This window comes from Salmonella sp. SAL00672 (assembly GCF_046552175.1).
GTDB lineage: Bacteria > Pseudomonadota > Gammaproteobacteria > Enterobacterales > Enterobacteriaceae > Salmonella > Salmonella enterica.
In genome coordinates this window covers 145,112-161,527 of the sequence record NZ_JBGDUQ010000010.1, presented here as the reverse complement: position 1 = coordinate 161,527, position 16,416 = coordinate 145,112, and the positions used below count along the sequence as shown (strand labels likewise).

Genomic DNA, 16,416 nt, shown 5'->3' with positions numbered 1-16,416 from the left:
AAACGCTAACGCGTTTTGGCGAGCACTGCCCAGGTCCAAAATGGCAAGTAAAATAGCCCTAATGGGATAGGCTCTAAATTAGCTCCCGCGATAGGTTGAATAACCATACTGACTTAATAACAGCGGCACATGATAGTGCTCATTCGTTTTGCTGATATGAAACTCGACGGGAATCTCCGGGAAAAACGTATCCAGTTTTTTACTTTCAAAATACTGGCCGGTTTTAAAAATAACGCGATAATCCCCCGGCGCGGCAGCTTTTTCGGGCCACAGTGCTTTAATACGTCCGTCCTGGTCGGTATGCCCGGTGTTTAATTGCGTCCATCCGTTATCCTTTTTCTGCTCCAGTACCACCTCCACGCCGGGCGCCGGTTTGCCTGTTTGCTGATCGAGAATATGTACGCTGAGAATATTGTTGCCAGCGGCCAGCGCCATTGCCGGGGCTGCAACAAGAGACGCTATCGCGGTAGCCAGTATATATCGTTTCATGCTTCACTCCTTTACGGTATTGATGCAGGAAAATATATCTGGCGCGTCCAGGATTAACCTTACACGGACATGACAATTATGTCATCTTGTTGGAGATTTACGGATTCGCTAACAAGCCTATGGCATACTGCGTCGATGAAGATTTTATTGATTGAAGATAACCAGAAAACCATTGAGTGGGTACGTCAGGGACTCACGGAAGCAGGCTATGTGGTTGATTATGCCTGTGATGGACGAGACGGATTACACCTCGCCCTTCAGGAACATTATTCATTGATTATTCTTGATATTATGCTGCCGGGGCTTGATGGATGGCAGGTTTTACGCGCGTTACGCACTGCGCATCAGTCCCCTGTTATTTGCCTGACGGCGCGCGACTCGGTTGAGGATCGCGTCAAAGGTCTTGAGGCGGGCGCTAATGATTACCTTGTTAAGCCTTTTTCCTTCGCCGAACTGCTGGCCCGGGTGAGAGCTCAACTCAGACAGCATGTCCCGGTCTTTACCCGACTGACGATCAATGGTCTGGACATGGATGCCACAAAGCAATCGGTGTCACGAAATGGCAAACCGATTTCCCTGACCCGCAAAGAATTCCTGCTCCTCTGGTTACTGGCGTCCCGGGCAGGAGAAATCGTGCCCCGAACCGCGATCGCCAGCGAAGTTTGGGGAATTAACTTTGATAGTGAAACCAACACCGTTGATGTCGCGATTCGTCGGCTGCGCGCCAAAGTAGACGATCCATTTGAAAAGAAGCTCATTATGACCGTCCGGGGGATGGGTTATCGATTACAGGCGGAAACGTCGCAGAATGGTTAAGTTATCAATGACGCTGCGCCTGACAATTTCTTTTATCGCCATCCTTATCCTCGCCTGTACCGGCATTAGCTGGACGCTCTATAACGCGCTGAGCAAAGAATTAACGTATCGGGATGATATGACGCTAATAAATCGGGCGGCGCAAATGCAGCAACTGTTACTGGATGGCGCCAGGCCGGAAAATCTGCCGCTCTATTTCAATCGGATGGTGGATACGAAGCAGGACATCTTATTGATCCATTCAGCAACAGGCCACAATGTTGCGATTAATCATAGCGGCATCCCCGACCAACGCTTTAACGAGATTCCGCTGGCTAAAAACATCACCCGCGAAACCTTATTTCGCCAGGCGGTGCAAGGCACGGAGCTGACCGCGGTACGAGTAAACGCCAGAAGCGGCGATGACCCGCTGACCCTTACTATTGCCAGGCTGGCGACGGAAAGGCGGCAAATGCTGGCGCAATATCGCCGTAACAGTTTGCTGATTAGCCTTATCGCGATCCTCGTCTGTTCGGCGCTCAGTCCATTAGTCATCAGAAACGGGCTGCGGGCCATTACGTCGCTCAGCCGACTCACCGCGGCGACAGATAGCGGCACACTTCGCCAGCCGTTGGCGGAACAGGCGTTACCCGTCGAGCTCAGGCCGCTTGGACAAGCGCTAAATACTATGCGCCAGAAGCTTTCCGACGATTTTGAACGCCTGAACCAATTTGCCGACGATCTGGCGCATGAGCTGCGCACGCCGGTTAATATTTTACTGGGGAAGAATCAGGTGATGCTGAGTCAGGAACGCAGCGCCGAAGAGTATCAACAAGCCCTTGTCGATAATATTGAAGAGCTGGAGGGACTGTCGCGACTGACAGAAAATATTCTCTTTCTGGCACGCGCGGAGCACCAGAATATAGCGGTAAAAAAACAGCCTGTTTCGCTCAATGCGCTGGTCGAAAATATGCTGGATTATCTTAGCCCCCTTGCCGAGGAGAAGCGCATCTGTTTTATAAATCAATGTCAGGGAACGGTATGGGCTGACGAAATATTATTACAAAGAGTGCTCTCAAACCTGCTGACGAATGCCATCCGTTATTCTGATGAAAACGCCGTGATACGTATTGAAAGCGCTTATGATGATAACGTTGCAGAAATTCGGGTCGCTAATCCGGGCAGCCACCCCGCCGATGCGGATAAGCTTTTCCGGCGTTTTTGGCGAGGAGATAATGCCCGCCACACTGCCGGTTTCGGCCTGGGGCTATCGTTGGTTAACGCGATTGCTCTATTGCACGGTGGCTCGGCATCTTACCGCTATGCCGATGAACATAATATCTTTTCGGTTCGTCTGCCTGATAGCGGTGATAGCTAAGGTCAGTACAGGTTCTGTTCCCCTTGCCTGCCACAGGGCTGTGGTTATCAATACAACCTCAATAAAGAGAAAATAAAGGATGCCGGCAAAGAATATTGCTGGCTCGATCACTTTCTCGGTTTCCAATCCAGGGTCAATTCATCCCATAACGCGTTATTCAGTGGGAACCTTTATGAAAAAGTATCTTGCATTCGCCGTTACGCTGCTGGGTATGGGTAAAGTCATCGCCTGTACTACCCTTTTGGTAGGCAATCAGGCTTCGGCTGACGGCTCCTTCATTATCGCGCGCAACGAGGATGGCTCGGCAAATAACGCCAAGCATAAGGTTATTCATCCCGTCGCGTTTCATCAACAAGGCGAGTATAAAGCGCATCGCAACAATTTTAGCTGGCCGCTTCCGGAGACAGCGATGCGCTATACGGCGATTCATGACTTTGATACTAACGATAACGCCATGGGTGAAGCCGGTTTCAATTCGGCGGGCGTCGGAATGAGCGCAACGGAAACCATTTATAACGGCAGAGCGGCGCTGGCTGCCGATCCTTACGTGACAAAAACGGGAATCACGGAAGACGCCATTGAGTCCGTGATCCTGCCAGTGGCGCAATCGGCGCGTCAGGGCGCCAAATTACTGGGAGATATTATTGAACAAAAAGGCGCGGGCGAAGGTTTCGGCGTCGCGTTTATTGATAGCAAAGAGATATGGTATCTGGAGACGGGAAGCGGTCATCAATGGCTGGCAGTACGACTTCCGGCAGATAGCTATTTCGTTTCCGCCAATCAGGGACGTTTACGCCATTACGATCCGAATGATAACGCGAATTATATGGCGTCACCAACGTTAGTAAGCTTTGCGAAAAAGCAGGGATTATATGATCCGGCCCGCGGCGAATTCGACTTTCATCAAGCCTATTCGCAGGATAACAAAAACGATACCACCTATAATTATCCGCGCGTCTGGACGCTACAACACCAGTTTAATCCGCATCTGGATACGGTCGTTAGCGAAGGGGAAACATTTCCTGTTTTTTTAACGCCAATAACGAAGATCAGCGTGGCGGCAGTAAAAAACGCGTTACGCAATCACTATCAGGGAACGTCGCACGACCCTTATGCCAGTCATAATCCACAAGAACCATGGCGACCTATATCCGTTTTTCGTACCCAGGAGTCGCATATTTTACAGGTCAGACCGAAATTACCGCAGGCTATCGGCAACGTAGAATACATCGCCTATGGAATGCCATCTCTTAGCGTCTATCTCCCCTATTATCAGGGGATGCGTCATTATCAACCCGGAGATGATAAAGGAACCGATCGGGCGAGCAACGACTCTACCTACTGGACATTCCGCACGCTGCAAACGCTGGTTATGCAGGACTACAATGCGTTTGCGCCAGATGTGCAACACGCCTGGAAAACATTTGAACAGCAAACAGCTAAGCAGCAGTATAAGATGGAGCAGAGCTATCTGAGACTATATGCGTCACATCCGAAAGAAGCGCAACGCTTACTGCAAAATTTTGAAGATAAAACGATGCAAAATGCGCAGACGCTCGCCCGTCGCCTGACCAATAATATTATTACGACAATGACTTACCGCACAGATATGAAATATCACTTTTCAAGTACGCAACCATAAATTTAATGACAATCTATTAGCCACTCATACACAATAAGATAAAGCGGCACCAGAATTAGCCAGATATAAAAGACAATAATTATTATGGATTCATAGAGAGGATAGTTTATGACACTCCAGGCAAATATCAGCAGAGAGACAAAAGCGGCAAAAACCCAGGAGGTATATAAGCACGTTCTTCTTTTCAAAATGGCCGCCCCCTCTCACATAAGACGATAACTACAGCTTATGTCCCGTGTTACATAACTTTTCCCGACAGGCCTCTTTTACCCATGCGGAAAAATTCCGCGTCTTTTCAGATTTCAACGCGAATTCTATCTGTTCAAGCATGGAATAGGAAAAACGAATATTCTTCGTCACGGTCTTACTTGTCCGGGGCTTTGCTGGCATACACACACCTGTATAACATTTGATGTAACGCCGTTACTTTACGCAGGAGTAAATCGGTGAATTTGATCTGAGTCAAGAAGGTGGGTTTTCAATAAAACTTGTGCCCTAAATTGTGAAGTTTGTAGATTTTATGAACATTTGATGTACCGATCTCCCCCCATGATCGCCACTACGTATGGACGTCAGGACACCACCCCGCCTGATCAGAAGCGTTTTCTCACTAAAAAGGACATTTTTTTAAAGTTCCTGGCGCATAAAAGTCACATCCTTTTAAAGGGTTGTTAACCCTGTTGAATGTTCCCACTCCCCTATTCAGGAATATTAAAAACGCTATGCAAATACAGAGCTTCTATCACTCAGCTTCACTAAAAACCCAGGAGGCTTTTAAAAGCCTACAAAAAACCTTATACAACGGAATGCAGATTCTCTCAGGCCAGGGCAAAGCGCCGGCTAAAGCGCCCGACGCTCGCCCGGAAATTATTGTCCTGCGAGAACCTGGCGCGACATGGGGGAATTATCTACAGCATCAGAAGACGTCTAACCACTCGCTGCATAACCTCTATAACTTACAGCGCGATCTTCTTACCGTCGCGGCAACCGTTCTGGGTAAACAAGACCCGGTTCTAACGTCAATGGCAAACCAAATGGAGTTAGCCAAAGTTAAAGCGGACCGGCCAGCAACAAAACAAGAAGAAGCCGCGGCAAAAGCATTGAAGAAAAATCTTATCGAACTTATTGCAGCACGCACTCAGCAGCAGGATGGCTTACCTGCAAAAGAAGCTCATCGCTTTGCGGCAGTAGCGTTTAGAGATGCTCAGGTCAAGCAGCTTAATAACCAGCCCTGGCAAACCATAAAAAATACACTCACGCATAACGGGCATCACTATACCAACACGCAGCTCCCTGCAGCAGAGATGAAAATCGGCGCAAAAGATATCTTTCCCAGTGCTTATGAGGGAAAGGGCGTATGCAGTTGGGATACCAAGAATATTCATCACGCCAATAATTTGTGGATGTCCACGGTGAGTGTGCATGAGGACGGTAAAGATAAAACGCTTTTTTGCGGGATACGTCATGGCGTGCTTTCCCCCTATCATGAAAAAGATCCGCTTCTGCGTCACGTCGGCGCTGAAAACAAAGCCAAAGAAGTATTAACTGCGGCACTTTTTAGTAAACCTGAGTTGCTTAACAAAGCCTTAGCGGGCGAGGCGGTAAGCCTGAAACTGGTATCCGTCGGGTTACTCACCGCGTCGAATATTTTCGGCAAAGAGGGAACGATGGTCGAGGACCAAATGCGCGCATGGCAATCGTTGACCCAGCCGGGAAAAATGATTCATTTAAAAATCCGCAATAAAGATGGCGATCTACAGACGGTAAAAATAAAACCGGACGTCGCCGCATTTAATGTGGGTGTTAATGAGCTGGCGCTCAAGCTCGGCTTTGGCCTTAAGGCATCGGATAGCTATAATGCCGAGGCGCTACATCAGTTATTAGGCAATGATTTACGCCCTGAAGCCAGACCAGGTGGCTGGGTTGGCGAATGGCTGGCGCAATACCCGGATAATTATGAGGTCGTCAATACATTAGCGCGCCAGATTAAGGATATATGGAAAAATAACCAACATCATAAAGATGGCGGCGAACCCTATAAACTCGCACAACGCCTTGCCATGTTAGCCCATGAAATTGACGCGGTACCCGCCTGGAATTGTAAAAGCGGCAAAGATCGTACAGGAATGATGGATTCAGAAATCAAGCGAGAGCACATTTCTTTACATCAGACCCATATGTTAAGTGCGCCTGGTAGTCTTCCGGATAGCGGTGGACAGAAAATTTTCCAAAAAGTATTACTGAATAGCGGTAACCTGGAGATTCAGAAACAAAATACGGGCGGGGCGGGAAACAAAGTAATGAAAAATTTATCGCCAGAGGTGCTCAATCTTTCCTATCAAAAACGAGTTGGGGATGAAAATATTTGGCAGTCAGTAAAAGGCATTTCTTCATTAATCACATCTTGAGTCTTGAGGTAACTATATGGAAAGTCTATTAAATCGTTTATATGACGCGTTAGGCCTGGATGCGCCAGAAGATGAGCCACTGCTTATCATTGATGATGGGATACAGGTTTATTTTAATGAATCCGATCATACACTGGAAATGTGCTGTCCCTTTATGCCATTGCCTGACGACATCCTGACTTTGCAGCATTTTTTACGTCTGAACTACACCAGCGCCGTCACTATCGGCGCTGACGCAGACAATACTGCTTTAGTGGCGCTTTATCGCTTGCCGCAAACCAGTACCGAAGAAGAGGCGCTCACTGGTTTTGAATTATTCATTTCAAACGTGAAGCAATTGAAAGAGCATTATGCATAATTTAATACGTCAACATACTTTCTTAATGAGATAAAACGCGATACGTATGCCCTTTACAAGAGACAAGACCAGAATCTTTGGTGGAAATGTAAGGGGCAAACGTTCATCTCTCTCATTTTGCTCTGTTTGCGGGAGCATTTTTAGTGTGTAAGTATTCCTGCTCATCAGGTTTTTACGCCATCTACGCACATTTATTCTGCTATAAGTTGAAATACTGCAAAAAATATTAGTGCTTATTATTTTTTCTTTAAGTAAATTTTCGCTCAACAAACTTAATTGTTTATTCAATGATAATGAAGCGTGAGTTATGCTGAAAATGAGGGAAACTAACAGCAAGGATAATCTTATTATTCACGGGTGATATTACTTCTGCTTCACCGTTATGGCAGATATCATCGCCTCTTGTCAGATGCCAGACACCTACTCATACTCAACCAAAGCTCTAAATACAAAAATCACCTTATATCTTTTTTTATTATTCCTTGTATAAATGTGACTTGACTCACACCTATAAGGAGTCGACTCACTTCCATAAGAAGGAATCAAAATGCCAATAACTAACGCGTCCCCAGAAAATATATTAAGATATTTGCATGCGGCCGGTACCGGTACGAAAGAAGCAATGAAAAGTGCAACTTCACCACGCGGTATACTGGAATGGTTTGTCAATTTTTTTACCTGTGGTGGAGTAAGAAGAAGCAATGAAAGATGGTTTCGGGAGGTAATTGGAAAACTGACCACATCATTATTATATGTAAATAAAAATGCTTTCTTCGATGGTAATAAAATATTTCTGGAGGATGTCAACGGGTGTACTATATGTCTGTCATGTGGAGCAGCATCCGAAAATACGGATCCCATGGTCATTATTGAAGTGAACAAAAATGGAAAAACTGTAACGGATAAAGTTGATAGTGAGAGATTTTGGAATGTATGTCGAATGTTAAAACTGATGAGTAAACATAATATACAACAGCCTGATTCACTTATAACCGAGGATGGTTTTCTGAACCTGCGCGGAGTAAACCTGGCTCATAAAGATTTCCAGGGGGAAGATTTGTCAGACATAGATGCTTCTGATGCAGATTTCCGTGAAACAAATCTATCTAATGTAAATTTAGTCGGTGCAAATTTGTGTTGTGCAAATCTACACGCTGTAAATCTAATGGGTTCAAACATGACTAAAGCAAACCTGACTCACGCAGACCTGACTTGCGCTAACATGTCCGGTGTAAACTTAACCGCTGCAATTCTATTCGGCTCAGACTTAACTGACACCAAACTAAATGGTGCGAAATTAGATAAGATAGCTCTAACTTTAGCGAAATCATTAACAGGAGCCGATCTGACAGGTAGTCAACATACCCCTACTCCACTCCCGGATTACAATGATAGAACTCTTTTCCCCCATCCGATATTTTAGTCGAGATAAAGGGATTTTATAAACAAGAAGTATTCAAACAGAGGTCCCCTTGTTTTATTAAATAAACCCCGCCCCTAAGTTTCATTATAAATAACATTTTCAGCGTATTACTTGTTGGCTTTGTCTGAATCATAGCGTTACCTGTATGTGGCACATTAACTAAAAACACTATTATTGTTTAATTTAAATAATTCATAATTGTAGTCAGGAAATAAGAAGTTATGCTTCCGGTCACCTACAGATTAATACCTCAAAGCGGAGTATCCACATATGGATTAAATACCGCAGATACACCTGTTTTCCCCGATATTCCCGAACATGCACCAAACCCCTCACGGCTACGCCTTGCTCATGACAGCCTTGCCATAAACAGGGAATTCCGTCTGGAGCCAGAGTGTGTGGTGGAGTACCTTATCTCAGGCGCGGGTGGAATAGACCCTGATACAGAAATTGATGACGACATTTATGACGAATGCTACGATGAACTATCCTCCGTACTTCAAAATGCGTACACCCAAAGCGAAACATTCCGCAGACTGATGAATTACGCATATGAAAAAGAACTACATGATGTGGAGCAGCGCTGGCTACTGGGGGCCGGCGAAGCCTTTGAAACTACCGTGGCTCAGGAACACTTCAAACTTTCAGAAGGCAGGAAAGTTATTTGTCTCAATCTGGACGATTCTGATGATTCATATACCGAACATTATGAAAGTAACGAAGGAAGACAACTTTTTGACACAAAACGTTCATTTATTCATGAAGTTGTACATGCACTGACCCATCTTCAGGATAAAGAAGAAAATCATCCAAGAGGCCCTGTTGTCGAATATACCAACATTATTCTGAAAGAGATGGGGCATCCTTCACCTCCCAGAATGGTCTACATCTTCAATAAATAGACACATCAGGAAACGAAAAGAAACTAAAAACCCACGTAGTCCCTTTTTTCGGGAAATATTCTAGCAGTATTTTCTAACTATATTCTAAGCGCCCAAAAAACAAAGGGGCTACCTTTCGGTAACCCCTTGTTTAATCTGGCGGAAGCGCAGAGATTCGAACTCTGGAACCCTTTCGGGTCGCCGGTTTTCAAGACCGGTGCCTTCAACCGCTCGGCCACACTTCCGGAATGAGGCGCACTATAAACATCCCGGTGCGTCATGTAAAGACCGAATGTGTTCGTTTGCGTGAAAAACAGGCAAAACTTTGTTAATTGCCTGAAATAGCAGCACATTGACCATTTCTTCAACACAAAACTGGCTGAATACGTATTGATCGCCTCCACTGTTTCACCGCTGTGATTATCAATTTTTTATCGGTAACGCGTGGTTGGCGCTGCCGCCTGTTTTATGGCGTAGCGCCAGGCATGAGCAGACCGTTTTAACGACGGTAATCACCTGAAATCTCTTAAGGAAACTAAACGTAAACGAATGCGTAAAGATGGGTAAAACCACTGGGTGACAGTGACTGTTTTTATTATTCTCCTTTATTAATTACATCTGTCATAAGAGAGTGACTAATGGATCGTATCATTACATCATCGCGTGATCGTAGCTCGCTACTGAGTACGCACAAAGTACTGCGCAACACCTATTTTCTGTTGAGCCTGACGCTGGCTTTCTCCGCAATTACCGCGACAGCCAGTACGGTACTGATGCTGCCCTCCCCCGGCCTGATTCTGACGCTGGTCGGTATGTATGGGCTGATGTTCCTGACCTATAAAACCGCCAATAAGCCGGTCGGTATCCTGTCTGCTTTTGCGTTTACCGGCTTCCTCGGCTATATCCTGGGCCCGATTCTTAACGTCTATCTGTCAGCAGGCATGGGCGATGTCATTGGTCTGGCGCTGGGTGGTACCGCGTTAGTATTTTTCTGCTGCTCCGCTTACGTTCTGACCACCCGTAAGGATATGTCTTTCCTGGGCGGTATGTTAATGGCCGGGATCGTCGTCGTGCTGATTGGTATGGTGGCGAATATTTTCCTGCAACTACCTGCATTGCACCTGGCGATTAGCGCGGTGTTTATCCTGATTTCCTCGGGCGCTATCCTGTATGAAACCAGTAACATCATTCACGGCGGTGAAACCAACTATATTCGTGCGACCGTCAGCCTGTACGTTTCGCTGTACAACATCTTTGTCAGCCTGCTCAGCATTCTGGGCTTCGCCAGCCGCGACTAATCGACATTCCCCTCTTCCAGCCCTGCTTATGCAGGGCTTTATTTTTTGCTACACTGCCGTCCGTGTTGATTACGCAGTGAAACGTTATGTTGATCTTTGAAGGTAAAGAAATCAGTACTGATAGCGAAGGCTATCTGAAAGAGACGACGCAGTGGAGTGAAACGCTGGCAGTCGCTATCGCCGCCAATGAAGGCATTGAGCTCTCTGCGGAACACTGGGAAGTCGTGCGCTTCGTGCGCGAATTTTACCTGGAGTTTAATACCTCTCCCGCCATCCGAATGCTGGTAAAAGCGATGGCGATTAAGTTCGGCGAAGAAAAAGGCAACAGCCGCTATCTATATCGTCTGTTCCCGAAAGGCCCGGCAAAGCAAGCGACCAAAATCGCCGGTCTGCCCAAGCCGGTAAAATGTATTTAATACCGAATACTAAAGCCTGTTAGCGTCTCGCGAGGGCTGTGCGGTTCAGTGAGGATTTTGTCCACACGAGCAGAACGCGGCCCGCCCTCTTTCAGCCACTTGATGAGTTTTTCCACCTGCGCCGCGTCGCCACAGGCCACTACTTCTACGCTTCCGTCATCCATATTCTTCGCATAGCCGGTTAACCCCAGCCGCTGCGCCTCATGCTGCGTGGTATAGCGAAACCCGACTCCCTGAACGCGACCATAAACCCAGGCGATAATGCAGACGTTCGACATGATGGTTCTCCTTTCATAATCAGTGGTGGAGGCTCATACAGGACATACTTAACGTACCTGACTGGGCAGACACCCATAATGTTGGCGGAATCTGGCCGTAAACCGCGACCCCGACAGGTAGCCGCACCGTAGCGCTATTTCGCCGATCGGCAGCGTCGTCGATTGCAGTTGAGAAAGCGCGCAGGACATGCGCACCTCTTCAACAATTTGTCGATAACTCTGCGATTCGCGCTGCAAACGCCGACGCAGCGTCGATGTTCCCATAGCAAGACGGCGGGCTATCTCCTGGGCTGTCCATAGCTTAGCAGGCGAGAGCATAATCAGTTGCCGCACCTGCTCCGTGAGGGTGTAACGCCGTTCAATAAGCAGCGGTCCCGCCGCGCCATCATGTAAAAGCGCTAACAGTAACCCCATCGCCTGATGTTCCTGTAGCCCAACGGGCAACCCCTGGCGCACAGCATCCAACACGTTCTCCCACATAAATGTCAGGCTACGGCTCATCGGCGTACACAGCGATGTCAGGTTTGCCGGTGGATAATCCTGAACGTACATCGTTTTAAAGCGAGCAATAATCTCCGGTGAAAGTAACAACAGGTCGGAGCGAAAACCGTTCTGCGCAGGCTGATTAATAATCTCCAGCGGCGTGTTCGCCGGAATAATAATCAACTCGCCCGGCCCGGCGACAAGGCGGCTATCATCCTGAATGATGACTTTACTGCCCTGCGTAATATGGCAGATAGCGGCGGAAAAAAGCGTAACACGATGCAAACGGTGCAGATGACTGGAACGCACCTCTGCCGTCGTAAGATCCTGATGTCGAATATGCATCTCCTGCACCGTGCCGTCCTCTGTTTTATCTTCCGTATGTGGCCGTGAATTTTGCTTTCGCAATCACATGCGCGTTAAGCATAAACCCTACCAACGCGCCACTTGACTCACTGTCGAGCGGCAGTGTTGCCGTATTCAGCGCCCACACAGTAAACTGATAGCGATGAGGCTTATCGCCCGGCGGCGGACAGGCGCCGCCAAAGCCAGCATAACCGAAATCATTACGTCCCTGCACCACTCCGGCGGGTAACGTTTTTTTATCAGCCCCCGTGGGCAGGTCGTGAATCTGCGCAGGAATATTCACCATCGTCCAGTGCCACCAGCCGCTTCCGGTGGGCGCATCAGGATCGAAGACGGTAATAGCGTAGCTTTTGGTTCCGGCAGGCGGATTGCGCCAGCTCAGCTGCGGCGAAATATTTTCTCCGCTACAACCAAATCCTTTAAAGACGTGCTGTTGCGTTAAACGAAAATCCGCCGGAATATCCGCGCTACTGAGGCTAAACGCCGACGCGGCAGATACGCCGCCACTCAATGCCATCATTGCGGCTGCGGTCAAAGAGAAGACTGTTTTCATTGTATTTCCTTCTTCATGTAAAGAAATAACACTATAAAAAGCGTCCGCTGAAGAAACTGTGCCTTTACGATTCTATTTTGTGCAGAAACGCTCACCACCATACGCTGGTGATTGCCCCTCTCATCTGTGCTACCCTACGCGCCATTTCGTTTTCACGGTCCCAGGCTGGAACTATCATCCGGCCCGCGTCACTGTTTGTGAGAGGTTACTCCGCATGACTGAATCTACATTTCCGCAATATCCCCGTTTAGTCCTCAGCAAAGGGCGAGAAAAATCTTTACTCCGCCGCCACCCATGGGTCTTTTCCGGCGCCGTATCCCGTCTGGAAGGCAAAGCCAACCTCGGTGAAACTATCGATATCGTCGACCATCAGGGAAAGTGGTTAGCACGCGGCGCCTGGTCGCCAGCCTCCCAGATCCGCGCGCGCGTCTGGACATTTGATAAAGCAGAATCCATTGATATTGCGTTTTTCACCCGCCGCCTGCGCCAGGCGCAGCAGTGGCGCGACTGGCTGGCGAAAAAAGACGGCCTGGATAGCTATCGTCTGATCGCCGGTGAGTCCGATGGCCTGCCTGGCGTCACTATCGATCGTTTTGGTCATTTTTTGGTGCTGCAACTGCTCAGCGCCGGGGCCGAATATCAACGCGCCGCATTAATTAGCGCGCTGCAAACATGCTATCCGGATTGCGCTATTTACGATCGCAGCGACGTCGCCGTGCGGAAAAAAGAAGGGATGGCGCTGACGCAAGGTCCGGTCACTGGCGAACTGCCGCCTGCGCTTTTGCCAATTGAAGAACACGGTATGAAATTGCTGGTCGATATCCAGGGCGGCCACAAAACCGGTTATTATCTTGATCAGCGCGACAGTCGTCTGGCGACGCGCCGCTACGTGGAAAATCAGCGGGTACTGAACTGCTTCTCTTATACCGGCGGTTTTGCCGTGTCGGCGTTAATGGGCGGTTGTCGCCAGGTTGTCAGCGTGGATACCTCACAGGATGCGCTGGATATCGCCAGGCAAAACGTTGAACTGAACCAACTGGACTTGAGCAAAGCCGAATTCGTGCGCGATGACGTGTTTAAGTTGCTGCGCGCTTACCGTGAACACGGCGAAAAATTCGACGTCATCATCATGGACCCGCCCAAATTCGTCGAAAATAAAAGCCAGTTAATGGGTGCCTGTCGGGGCTATAAAGACATTAACATGTTAGCGATTCAACTGCTCAATCCGGGCGGCATACTGCTGACATTCTCTTGCTCCGGACTGATGACCAGCGATTTATTTCAGAAAATCATTGCCGATGCCGCAATAGATGCCGGTCGTGATGTACAATTTATAGAGCAGTTCCGTCAGGCCGCCGATCACCCGGTGATCGCCACCTACCCGGAAGGGCTGTATCTGAAAGGGTTTGCCTGTCGCGTCATGTAACTTGAAAAGTGGAATAGTATCCTCATATAAAGGGTATCTATTTCCCGGGAGGTGACTATGATAGCCAGCAAATTCGGTATCGGCCAACAGGTCCGCCATTCCCTGTTAGGTTACCTCGGAGTGGTCGTCGATATCGACCCGGAATATTCGCTTGATGAGCCGTCGCCTGATGAACTGGCGGTTAACGACGAACTTCGCGCCGCTCCGTGGTACCACGTGGTAATGGAAGATGATGATGGTCAGCCAGTGCATACTTATCTGGCCGAGGCCCAGTTGCGAAGCGAAATGCGGGACGAGCATCCAGAACAGCCATCGATGGATGAACTGGCGCGTACCATTCGCAAGCAGCTTCAGGCGCCGCGACTACGTAACTGATTGTATTTAATAGGCCGGAAAGCGATATCCGGCCATTTAAACTTTTATTTCGCCAGCCCCAGGCGAGGGATCTCAATCGCCGGGCAGCGATCCATCACCACGGTCATGCCTGCATCCCGCGCCAGTACCGCCGCCTGTTCATTGATCACGCCAAGCTGTAGCCATAGCGTTTTTGCGCCGATGGCGATAGCTTCCTGCGCGACGCCCCATGCAGCTTCAGAGTTGCGAAAAACATCCACCATATCGACTTTTTCGGGAATGTCCGCCAGCGTGGCATACCCCTGTTGCCCCAGCAATGTCTTACCCGCGACTTTTGGCGCAACCGGAATCACATGGTAGCCCTGTTCAAGCAGGTATTTCATTACCCGATAACTTGGACGATCGGGTTTATCGCTCGCACCTACCAGCGCGATAGTGCGAGTGGACGTCAAAACATCAGCAATATCGGTCTCTTTCATCATCTTTCTCCTGGCTGTTTTGCAAAGTGTACGACAAACCTGACATAGCAACCATTCATCCCATACCGATGTATGAGAGCAAAACGCCAAAATATGTCTATATGTTAGTAAACATGATCTAAGAAAAATTTCGATACATTATTAGCCAGACGGCCTTTGGACAGGAGAACCTTATGAAAACCGGCGCGCTAACCACCTTCCTTGCTCTCTGTTTGCCGGTGACTGTTTTTGCTACAACGCTCCGTTTGTCGAATGAGGTTGATCTGCTGGTGCTGGACGGCAAAAAGGTGTCCAGCTCTTTATTACGCGGCGCAGAGAGCATCGAACTAGAAAACGGGCCGCATCAACTCGTTTTCCGGGTGGAAAAAACCATCCGCCTGCCCGGTAATGAAGAGCGGCTTTATATTTCTCCGCCGCTGGTGATAAGCTTCGATACCCAGCTGATAAGTCAGGTCAATTTTCAGCTCCCGCGGCTGGAAAACGAGCGCGAAGCCTCGCATTTTAACGCGGCGCCGCGTCTGGCACTTTTGGACGGCGACGCCATGCCCATTCCGGTAAAACTCGATATTCTGGCCATTACTTCTACGGCTAAAGTGGTCGATTATGAAATAGAGACCGAGCGTTATAATAAATCGGCGAAACGCGCCTCGCTTCCTCAGTTCGCCACGATGATGGCAGACGACAGCACATTACTTTCCGACGTCTCAGAGCTTGATACCGTACCGCCGCAATCACAAACTCTGACAGAACAGCGGCTGAAATATTGGTTCCGACTGGCCGACCCGCAGACACGCCATCATTTTCTGCAATAGGCGGAAAAACAGCCGCCCTCTTGATATGAGTTGTCCCAGCGCGCAATTTTTTTGTCTTTCTCTTGCAGCATCAAGCGCTTCCAGTAATCTGTAGACAGGTTAACTACGGAATCGAATTATGGAACTGACGACTCGCACCTTGCCGACGCGCAAACATATCGCGTTGGTTGCTCACGACCACTGCAAACAGATGTTAATGAACTGGGTGGAACGCCATCAGCCGTTGCTGGAAAAACACGTTCTTTATGCAACCGGCACCACGGGGAATCTGATCCAGCGCGCAACCGGTATGGACGTTAATGCGATGCTGAGCGGCCCGATGGGCGGCGACCAGCAGGTTGGCGCACTCATTTCAGAAGGGAAAATCGACGTGTTGATTTTCTTCTGGGACCCGCTTAACGCGGTACCGCACGACCCCGATGTCAAAGCGCTACTGCGTCTGGCCACCGTATGGAATATCCCTGTCGCCACTAACGTCTCAACGGCGGACTTTATCATCCAGTCCCCGCATTTTAATGACGCTGTAGATATTCTTATTCCGGATTATGCGCGTTATCTGGCCGAGCGCCTGAAATAA

The 16,416-nt window shown here is 48.5% G+C and carries 21 protein-coding genes and 1 tRNA gene; 14 read left to right on the top strand and 8 right to left on the bottom strand.

Going from position 1 to position 16,416, the window contains the following annotated elements; all coding sequences use genetic code 11:
- Positions 1 to 78 precede the first annotated feature (78 nt).
- Positions 79 to 489 (bottom strand): hydroxyisourate hydrolase, encoded by a 411-nt coding sequence (hiuH, locus tag ACLJTG_RS19945; RefSeq protein ID WP_000833182.1) that lies wholly within the window; start codon positions 487 to 489, stop codon positions 79 to 81.
- A 135-nt stretch (positions 490 to 624) separates the two neighbouring features.
- Between hiuH and hprR the strand changes: the two genes are divergently transcribed.
- The 4 genes from hprR (at position 625) to ACLJTG_RS19925 (ending at position 4,523) form a co-directional block, all read left to right on the top strand.
- Complete coding sequence (gene hprR / locus ACLJTG_RS19940; RefSeq protein WP_000698207.1) at positions 625 to 1,305, top strand: response regulator transcription factor HprR; 681 nt, start codon at positions 625 to 627, stop codon at positions 1,303 to 1,305.
- On the top strand, positions 1,298 to 2,662 hold the full coding sequence (locus tag ACLJTG_RS19935; RefSeq protein WP_000240026.1) for a heavy metal sensor histidine kinase: 1,365 nt from the start codon (positions 1,298 to 1,300) through the stop codon (positions 2,660 to 2,662). Before hprR ends, ACLJTG_RS19935 begins: the two co-directional genes overlap by 8 nt.
- A 172-nt stretch (positions 2,663 to 2,834) precedes the next feature.
- Positions 2,835 to 4,304 carry a C69 family dipeptidase gene (locus ACLJTG_RS19930; protein ID WP_000760235.1) on the top strand — a complete coding sequence of 490 codons (1,470 nt, stop codon included), beginning with the start codon at positions 2,835 to 2,837 and terminating at the stop codon, positions 4,302 to 4,304.
- Between the two features lie 108 nt (positions 4,305 to 4,412).
- Positions 4,413 to 4,523 carry a hypothetical protein gene (locus ACLJTG_RS19925; RefSeq protein ID WP_079951473.1) on the top strand — a complete coding sequence of 37 codons (111 nt, stop codon included), beginning with the start codon at positions 4,413 to 4,415 and terminating at the stop codon, positions 4,521 to 4,523.
- Here the strand turns inward: ACLJTG_RS19925 and ACLJTG_RS19920 are convergent, their stop codons facing one another.
- A complete protein-coding gene (locus ACLJTG_RS19920; RefSeq protein WP_001111006.1) occupies positions 4,524 to 4,694 on the bottom strand; it encodes a YlcI/YnfO family protein in 171 nt (56 codons plus the stop codon).
- Between the two features lie 332 nt (positions 4,695 to 5,026).
- Between ACLJTG_RS19920 and sopB the strand changes: the two genes are divergently transcribed.
- Entirely contained in the window at positions 5,027 to 6,712 is a 1,686-nt protein-coding gene (gene sopB, locus ACLJTG_RS19915) for an SPI-1 type III secretion system effector inositol phosphate phosphatase SopB (protein ID WP_001166949.1), read from the top strand.
- A 16-nt stretch (positions 6,713 to 6,728) separates the two neighbouring features.
- Positions 6,729 to 7,070 carry a type III secretion system chaperone SigE gene (gene sigE / locus ACLJTG_RS19910; RefSeq protein WP_000444724.1) on the top strand — a complete coding sequence of 114 codons (342 nt, stop codon included), beginning with the start codon at positions 6,729 to 6,731 and terminating at the stop codon, positions 7,068 to 7,070.
- Between the two features lie 9 nt (positions 7,071 to 7,079).
- On the opposite strand, the gene ACLJTG_RS19905 is transcribed toward sigE, so the two are convergent.
- Positions 7,080 to 7,403 carry a hypothetical protein gene (locus tag ACLJTG_RS19905; protein WP_077905920.1) on the bottom strand — a complete coding sequence of 108 codons (324 nt, stop codon included), beginning with the start codon at positions 7,401 to 7,403 and terminating at the stop codon, positions 7,080 to 7,082.
- Between the two features lie 214 nt (positions 7,404 to 7,617).
- Between ACLJTG_RS19905 and pipB the strand changes: the two genes are divergently transcribed.
- Both pipB and pipA read left to right on the top strand, forming a co-directional pair.
- Positions 7,618 to 8,493 (top strand): SPI-2 type III secretion system effector PipB, encoded by an 876-nt coding sequence (gene pipB / locus ACLJTG_RS19900; protein ID WP_001123044.1) that lies wholly within the window; start codon positions 7,618 to 7,620, stop codon positions 8,491 to 8,493.
- Positions 8,494 to 8,714: 221 nt separating this feature from the next.
- Positions 8,715 to 9,395, top strand: a complete 681-nt coding sequence (gene pipA, locus ACLJTG_RS19895) for a type III secretion system effector protease PipA (RefSeq protein WP_023196027.1) — start codon at positions 8,715 to 8,717, stop codon at positions 9,393 to 9,395.
- Between the two features lie 136 nt (positions 9,396 to 9,531).
- Here the strand turns inward: pipA and ACLJTG_RS19890 are convergent.
- Positions 9,532 to 9,619 (bottom strand) — tRNA-Ser (locus tag ACLJTG_RS19890).
- A 393-nt stretch (positions 9,620 to 10,012) separates the two neighbouring features.
- Here ACLJTG_RS19890 and yccA point away from each other — a divergent pair.
- Positions 10,013 to 10,672 (top strand): FtsH protease modulator YccA, encoded by a 660-nt coding sequence (gene yccA, locus ACLJTG_RS19885; protein WP_079951474.1) that lies wholly within the window; start codon positions 10,013 to 10,015, stop codon positions 10,670 to 10,672.
- An 86-nt stretch (positions 10,673 to 10,758) separates the two neighbouring features.
- A complete protein-coding gene (tusE, locus tag ACLJTG_RS19880) occupies positions 10,759 to 11,088 on the top strand; it encodes a sulfurtransferase TusE (protein WP_410959052.1) in 330 nt (109 codons plus the stop codon).
- Here tusE and yccX read toward each other — a convergent pair.
- Genes yccX through ACLJTG_RS19865 form a run of 3 tightly spaced genes read right to left on the bottom strand, consistent with a single transcriptional unit; the run spans position 11,085 to position 12,768 of the window.
- The gene (yccX, locus tag ACLJTG_RS19875) at positions 11,085 to 11,366 is read right to left on the bottom strand and encodes an acylphosphatase (protein ID WP_000072884.1); all 282 of its coding nucleotides are present in this window, start codon (positions 11,364 to 11,366) and stop codon (positions 11,085 to 11,087) included. The genes tusE and yccX overlap by 4 nt on opposite strands.
- Positions 11,367 to 11,414: 48 nt before the next feature.
- Positions 11,415 to 12,194, bottom strand: coding sequence for a helix-turn-helix transcriptional regulator (locus ACLJTG_RS19870; RefSeq protein ID WP_000548082.1), 780 nt, complete (start codon positions 12,192 to 12,194; stop codon positions 11,415 to 11,417).
- Between the two features lie 25 nt (positions 12,195 to 12,219).
- Entirely contained in the window at positions 12,220 to 12,768 is a 549-nt protein-coding gene (locus tag ACLJTG_RS19865) for a YbhB/YbcL family Raf kinase inhibitor-like protein (protein WP_000859416.1), read from the bottom strand.
- A 214-nt stretch (positions 12,769 to 12,982) separates the two neighbouring features.
- Here ACLJTG_RS19865 and rlmI point away from each other — a divergent pair, with 214 nt between their 5' ends.
- Both rlmI and hspQ read left to right on the top strand, forming a co-directional pair.
- The gene (gene rlmI, locus ACLJTG_RS19860; protein ID WP_000140480.1) at positions 12,983 to 14,194 is read left to right on the top strand and encodes a 23S rRNA (cytosine(1962)-C(5))-methyltransferase RlmI; all 1,212 of its coding nucleotides are present in this window, start codon (positions 12,983 to 12,985) and stop codon (positions 14,192 to 14,194) included.
- Positions 14,195 to 14,251: 57 nt separating this feature from the next.
- Positions 14,252 to 14,569, top strand: a complete 318-nt coding sequence (gene hspQ / locus ACLJTG_RS19855; RefSeq protein ID WP_000561983.1) for a heat shock protein HspQ — start codon at positions 14,252 to 14,254, stop codon at positions 14,567 to 14,569.
- Between the two features lie 44 nt (positions 14,570 to 14,613).
- Here hspQ and ACLJTG_RS19850 read toward each other — a convergent pair whose 3' ends face one another.
- Complete coding sequence (locus ACLJTG_RS19850) at positions 14,614 to 15,027, bottom strand: CoA-binding protein (protein ID WP_001537782.1); 414 nt, start codon at positions 15,025 to 15,027, stop codon at positions 14,614 to 14,616.
- Between the two features lie 173 nt (positions 15,028 to 15,200).
- On the opposite strand from ACLJTG_RS19850, the gene ACLJTG_RS19845 reads away from it, so the two are divergent.
- Positions 15,201 to 15,839, top strand: a complete 639-nt coding sequence (locus ACLJTG_RS19845) for a DUF2057 family protein (protein WP_410959051.1) — start codon at positions 15,201 to 15,203, stop codon at positions 15,837 to 15,839.
- A gap of 118 nt (positions 15,840 to 15,957) precedes the next feature.
- Positions 15,958 to 16,416 (top strand): methylglyoxal synthase, encoded by a 459-nt coding sequence (gene mgsA / locus ACLJTG_RS19840; protein ID WP_000424187.1) that lies wholly within the window; start codon positions 15,958 to 15,960, stop codon positions 16,414 to 16,416.

What these genes read in the sequence shown, in the direction of transcription:
- yccX (WP_000072884.1), bottom strand. Translation starts at nt 11,366, where the DNA reads ATGTCGAACGTCTGCATTATCGCCTGGGTTTATGGTCGCGTTCAGGGA.
- ACLJTG_RS19925 (WP_079951473.1), top strand. Translation starts at nt 4,413, where the DNA reads ATGACACTCCAGGCAAATATCAGCAGAGAGACAAAAGCGGCAAAAACC.
- mgsA (WP_000424187.1), top strand. Translation starts at nt 15,958, where the DNA reads ATGGAACTGACGACTCGCACCTTGCCGACGCGCAAACATATCGCGTTG.
- tusE (WP_410959052.1), top strand. Translation starts at nt 10,759, where the DNA reads ATGTTGATCTTTGAAGGTAAAGAAATCAGTACTGATAGCGAAGGCTAT.
- ACLJTG_RS19870 (WP_000548082.1), bottom strand. Translation starts at nt 12,194, where the DNA reads ATGCATATTCGACATCAGGATCTTACGACGGCAGAGGTGCGTTCCAGT.
- rlmI (WP_000140480.1), top strand. Translation starts at nt 12,983, where the DNA reads ATGACTGAATCTACATTTCCGCAATATCCCCGTTTAGTCCTCAGCAAA.
- pipA (WP_023196027.1), top strand. Translation starts at nt 8,715, where the DNA reads ATGCTTCCGGTCACCTACAGATTAATACCTCAAAGCGGAGTATCCACA.
- hiuH (WP_000833182.1), bottom strand. Translation starts at nt 489, where the DNA reads ATGAAACGATATATACTGGCTACCGCGATAGCGTCTCTTGTTGCAGCC.
- pipB (WP_001123044.1), top strand. Translation starts at nt 7,618, where the DNA reads ATGCCAATAACTAACGCGTCCCCAGAAAATATATTAAGATATTTGCAT.
- sopB (WP_001166949.1), top strand. Translation starts at nt 5,027, where the DNA reads ATGCAAATACAGAGCTTCTATCACTCAGCTTCACTAAAAACCCAGGAG.
- hspQ (WP_000561983.1), top strand. Translation starts at nt 14,252, where the DNA reads ATGATAGCCAGCAAATTCGGTATCGGCCAACAGGTCCGCCATTCCCTG.
- sigE (WP_000444724.1), top strand. Translation starts at nt 6,729, where the DNA reads ATGGAAAGTCTATTAAATCGTTTATATGACGCGTTAGGCCTGGATGCG.
- ACLJTG_RS19930 (WP_000760235.1), top strand. Translation starts at nt 2,835, where the DNA reads ATGAAAAAGTATCTTGCATTCGCCGTTACGCTGCTGGGTATGGGTAAA.
- ACLJTG_RS19920 (WP_001111006.1), bottom strand. Translation starts at nt 4,694, where the DNA reads ATGCCAGCAAAGCCCCGGACAAGTAAGACCGTGACGAAGAATATTCGT.
- ACLJTG_RS19850 (WP_001537782.1), bottom strand. Translation starts at nt 15,027, where the DNA reads ATGAAAGAGACCGATATTGCTGATGTTTTGACGTCCACTCGCACTATC.
- ACLJTG_RS19935 (WP_000240026.1), top strand. Translation starts at nt 1,298, where the DNA reads ATGGTTAAGTTATCAATGACGCTGCGCCTGACAATTTCTTTTATCGCC.
- ACLJTG_RS19845 (WP_410959051.1), top strand. Translation starts at nt 15,201, where the DNA reads ATGAAAACCGGCGCGCTAACCACCTTCCTTGCTCTCTGTTTGCCGGTG.
- ACLJTG_RS19865 (WP_000859416.1), bottom strand. Translation starts at nt 12,768, where the DNA reads ATGAAAACAGTCTTCTCTTTGACCGCAGCCGCAATGATGGCATTGAGT.
- hprR (WP_000698207.1), top strand. Translation starts at nt 625, where the DNA reads ATGAAGATTTTATTGATTGAAGATAACCAGAAAACCATTGAGTGGGTA.
- yccA (WP_079951474.1), top strand. Translation starts at nt 10,013, where the DNA reads ATGGATCGTATCATTACATCATCGCGTGATCGTAGCTCGCTACTGAGT.